The 4997-nt window shown below is 41.6% G+C and carries 3 protein-coding genes; all 3 read left to right on the top strand.

Annotated elements, in window-relative coordinates; all coding sequences use genetic code 11:
- Positions 1–148 precede the first annotated feature (148 nt).
- Positions 149–1498: an OprD family outer membrane porin gene (locus tag JK188_RS16335; RefSeq protein WP_036953100.1), complete on the top strand. Its 1350-nt coding sequence runs from the start codon at positions 149–151 to the stop codon at positions 1496–1498.
- A 17-nt stretch (positions 1499–1515) separates the two neighbouring features.
- On the top strand, positions 1516–3135 hold the full coding sequence (locus JK188_RS16330) for a bifunctional metallophosphatase/5'-nucleotidase (protein WP_211885929.1): 1620 nt from the start codon (positions 1516–1518) through the stop codon (positions 3133–3135).
- A 297-nt stretch (positions 3136–3432) separates the two neighbouring features.
- Positions 3433–4737: an NAD(P)/FAD-dependent oxidoreductase gene (locus JK188_RS16325; protein ID WP_108477959.1), complete on the top strand. Its 1305-nt coding sequence runs from the start codon at positions 3433–3435 to the stop codon at positions 4735–4737.
- Positions 4738–4997 lie beyond the last annotated feature (260 nt).

The following is a 4997-nucleotide window of genomic DNA, read 5'->3' as shown; positions in this document are numbered from 1 at the left end:
ATTGATTTCTATTCATCTATTTGGCACCCAAATCAATGCTAACGTGCTTGATGGCGTCCGCTTAATTAGCGAGCAAGATGTCATAACGCCCAATAAAAATTGGGTGCGGATAGTTATATTCTAATAATCACGACTAGGTTTAATTTAAATGAAAGTCAAAAAAATAGCGTTAATATTGTTTCCATCTTGTTTCGTTGCGTTTGGGGCTAATGCTGGCGATTGGGAAAATGCCATCAAGGAAAACTCATTTGTTGCAGATTCTGAATTAGAACTTTCTACACGAAATATGTGGAAATACCTGAAGTCAGAAAACCGTTACGATGCCAACGAGCAACGTTACAGAAAACAAGTTGCACAAGCTTGGGGTCAGAATATTCAGTTAGACTACCAATCAGGGTATTTTGCTGATTTTATCGGGTTTGATGCTTCTTATTACGGCGCAATCAAACTGGCAGCAAGTAAAGACTTCGCCTCTCGAGCGATTTTATATAACGATGATGGCGAAGCGAAAGGCTATAACAAAATTGGTCAGCGTTACGCTAAATTCAAATTAGATTTTGAACCGGTTAATTTCAAAGGTAAAGCGGGTTGGTTCACGTTGAAAAATACGGGTATTTTTACCAACTCTCAGCGTTTATCTTTAAACACCTATAATGGTTATTATACCAACACCGCCATTAGCGATTGGAACTTAGATTTACTCTATCTTGATGGCAAAGTGATGCGTCGTGATAGCCCGAATATTGACAGAATGTATTTCCGTGACGGAAATGGTGTTAATCATGATATCAACCATGTGGTTACAGGTGGCATTAACTACAACACCAAACCATTGAAAGCTTCTTATTTTATTGGCCAGGCTGATGATGTTTTCCGTCAACAAGGCTTAGAAATCAAGTATAAGCTTAACTCAGATATCACCTTATCTTCTCAAATTTATGGTCATGAATACGGTAGCGATGGCAAGCGTACATCGACAGATACCAAACGTGGCAAACAAAACTTTGATAAGCGTGCTTGGCACTATGCGGGTGAAATTGAGTGGCGCGTCCCAGAAACTCCGTGGACTTTAATGACTGGTATCACGCATACCACTGCACATAAAACCAATGGTGTAGGGCAATTTGCGCGCAACCCAATTGGTAACACTCGTGGACGTTTTAATTCACCAGCCTATGCCGATATCGACTATGTTCGTGATGGCGAAACCATGCTGGCGTTAAAAGCCGAATATCAAGTTAATCCAACTTGGTCTGTCGGGGCTAACAGTAACTACAGTGAATTCTCTTACTCAGGTGAGCGTTTAAAACAAGGTCAGGTTGGCTTATTTACTTACTGGAAACCAACTGAGAACCTTTCCGTTTCATTAAGTGGCGGTATGGGCTGGCACCATCAGCAAGAGTCTGATAACTCCACACCAAAACTGTATGATGGTGAGTCGCGTCGTGCACACTCGTTATCCGGTTCGATGACAACCACTTATCGCTTTAAAATGTAATTGGGGGCAATGAATAGATGAATCATAAAATCAGTTTAGTGACATTGCTGGTATCAGGTGCTTTATTAGCAGGCTGCGCCACAAAACAGAGCGATACCGTCAAAGTTCAAGTCATTGGTATTAACGATTTCCACGGTGCATTACAAGCACCGGGGGATGGTAAACTCGGTGGAATCGAATCCATTGCGACACTGGTCAAGCAATTAAAAGCGGAAAACGACAACACTATTATTGTGGGCGCAGGGGATTTAGTGGGCGCGAGTCCATTACTGTCATCGATGTTCTACGATGAGCCTACTATTGAAGCGCTTAGCGCAATTGGTCTTGAGACCAGTGCTGTCGGTAACCATGAGTTCGATAAAGGTAAAATTGAGTTACTGAGAAAGCAAAATGGTGGATGCCATCCAACCGCAGGCTGTGTGGGTAAAGAGTCTTTTGCTGGTGCTGACTTTAACTATTTAGCCGCGAACGTGATTGTCAAAGAGACCGGTGAAACGCTATTTCCATCTTATTACGTTAAGAAATTTGATGGCGTACCAATGGCATTTATTGGCTTAACGCTGGAAGGAACGCCTGCCATCGTTACACCAAGTGGTACTGCGGGCTTAGAGTTTAAAAATGAAGCCGAAACCATTAACCAACAGGTGAAATTGCTTAAGGCACAAGGTATTCGCAGTATTGGTGTGTTGATCCACGAAGGGGCAACTCAGCAAGTGGATACTAAGGTTAAAGATATTAACCGTTGCGATAACATCAAAGGACCTATTGTCGAGATCGTTAAGCAGCTCGATGCGGATGTGGACTTTGTAGTGAGCGGCCATACGCATCAAGCGTATAACTGTGATATTAATGGTAAAAAAGTCATTTCAGCACAATCTAACGGGACATTACTGTCTCAATTGAATATTGAAATCGATAGAAAAACCAAGGATATCGTTAGCATTAATGCGAAAAATATTCCGGTAGAAACCAGCCTTTATGAGAAAGATCCACAATTAAGCCGTTTTATCCAAAACTATGAACGCATTTCTAAGCCGATTGCTGAACAAGTGATGGGTACGTTGAGTGCGCCGGCGGATAAAAAACTAGCGGCGGGTGGGGATTCAACATTAGGTAAAATTATCGCTGACGCTCAGCTATATGCTGCGGCGACTCCAGACGCGGGTGGAGCACAAATTGCCTTTATGAACAGCGGCGGTATTCGTGCAGATCTCAAAGCAGGGGAGCTAACCTACGGCGATATTTTTACGGTGCAGCCATTCTCGAATGTGGTCGTCACGCAATCCTTAACGGGAGCGCAAATCAAACAAGCGTTAGAGCAACAGTGGGATCGTGAACGCCCGCAAGTCATGCCAGTTTCCCACGGTTTTTATTACGAATGGGATGACAGTCGTGCGGTAGGCGATAAAGTGATTGCAAGTTCCATGAAATTAAATGGTAAGCCAATCGATATGAAGAAAAGCTATCGTGTAGCTGCCAATGAATTTTTGGCAACCGGTGGTAGCCGTTTCTCTGCCTTTAAGCAAGGTAAAGACCGTATCTATAGCCTGCCGGATAACGAAGCGCTGATGAAATACTTCAAAGATAACTCGCCAATTCAGTTACCGACGGATGAGCGTATTAAGAAAGTGAAGTAAAATACCCCCACAAAATGCTAGGTTTCCAAGCCCGAGAATAACGCCATTCTCGGGCTTTTTTGTCTCTAAGTTAAATAAAGCTGACTCGTTTCTTTTTTTTCAAAAAATGATTTGACGAGCGTGATCGTTGTCATAATAATCAACTAAATTGATTTGCATCAACATTTGGTATGACCAAATAACCAAGCATGATATTCTTCAAACCCAAACAAAATAAAAGACGGTGAATTAGTGTTATTTAAGTTTTTTGTTATTAGAAATCTTAAATAACATTAATATATTTTATATGAGGGGCGTATGACCTTAACTCAACCTAAAATCGTTGTTGTAGGCGGTGGTGCTGGTGGTTTAGAACTGGCAACACGTTTAGGACGTAAATTAGGGCGTAAAAAACGTGCGGATATCACGCTGATTGACCGTAACCCAAGTCATTTATGGAAGCCATTACTTCATGAAGTGGCGACAGGTTCACTGGATGATGGTGTTGATGCTATTAGCTATTTAGCCCATGCTCGTCACAATGCATTTCACTTCCAATTAGGCTCCCTCACGAATATCGACCGAGAAAATAAAAGAGTGGTTCTCGGTGAACTGCGTGACAAAGATGGAGAGCTGTTAGTTCCATTGCGTGAAATTGATTACGATATTTTAGTCATGGCATTGGGAAGTGCCTCGAATGATTTTGGTACCCCAGGCGTAAAAGAAAACTGCATTTTCCTTGATAGTCCTGCACAAGCTCACCGCTTTCACGATGAAATGCTGAATTTATTCTTGCGTTATTCAGTACGTGATAATGCGGAAGAAAAAGTGAATATCGCCATTGTCGGCGGTGGGGCAACGGGTGTTGAGCTTTCTGCAGAACTGTATAATGCAGTGGAGCAGTTAACGAGCTATGGCTTTAAAGGGTTAGATACTGATGCGCTAAATGTGACCTTAGTGGAAGCGGGGGAGCGTATTTTACCTGCGCTACCTCCACGCATTTCAAGCGCAGCACACCAAGAACTGAATAAATTGGGCGTGAAAGTATTAACCAAGACCATGGTGACCAGCGCGGATGCCGATGGCTTAAATACCAAAGAAGACGGCAAAATTTATGCTGACTTAATGGTGTGGGCGGCTGGGATCAAAGCACCTGACTTTATGAAAGATATTGCAGGTTTAGAAACAAACCGTATCAATCAGTTGGTGGTTAAGCCGACATTACAAACCACGTTGGATGATGGAATTTTCGCTATTGGTGACTGTGCGTCTTGTGCAAAACCAGAAGGTGGTTTTGTCCCACCAAGAGCACAATCCGCTCATCAAATGGCGAGCTTATGCTATGACAATATCGTGGCATTAATGAAAGATAAGCCACTGAAAAACTACATTTACAAAGATCATGGTTCATTAGTTTCGTTATCTCGTTTTAGTACGGTAGGTAGCTTGATGGGGAACTTAATGCGTGGAGATATGATGGTAGAAGGGCGTATAGCTCGTTTTGTCTACATTTCCCTATATCGCATGCACCAAATTGCATTACATGGCTATATAAAAACGGGCTTAATGATGCTGGTTGGCAGCATTAACCGTATTATTCGACCTAAACTGAAATTACATTAATCTGTAGTTATCGTTTTTTCAGTTCTGCAATCGCAAGGATATACACGGTTATCAGTGAATAATCGTGTGTATCCTCCAATCAGAATAAAGATGTATTTAAAATAATAGACCCAGTTAAAATGGTACATATATTTTAAATATTTATTCATTAAATAAACGCCATAAAGTCAGCTAATTACCCTAATGAGTTTGGGTTAAGTGTGATTTAATACAAAAAGGCAGCATATTGTTAATTTAAATCACTCATGATATCCATTCAT

This window comes from Providencia sp. JGM181, assembly GCF_018257375.1.
Lineage (GTDB): Bacteria > Pseudomonadota > Gammaproteobacteria > Enterobacterales > Enterobacteriaceae > Providencia > Providencia lanzhouensis.
Note: the sequence above shows the minus strand (reverse complement) of the source record. Positions and strands in the feature narration are given on the sequence as shown.

Coding starts and splice junctions, on each gene's coding strand:
- JK188_RS16335 (WP_036953100.1), top strand. CDS start 149: ATGAAAGTCAAAAAAATAGCGTTAATATTGTTTCCATCTTGTTTCGTT.
- JK188_RS16330 (WP_211885929.1), top strand. CDS start 1,516: ATGAATCATAAAATCAGTTTAGTGACATTGCTGGTATCAGGTGCTTTA.
- JK188_RS16325 (WP_108477959.1), top strand. CDS start 3,433: ATGACCTTAACTCAACCTAAAATCGTTGTTGTAGGCGGTGGTGCTGGT.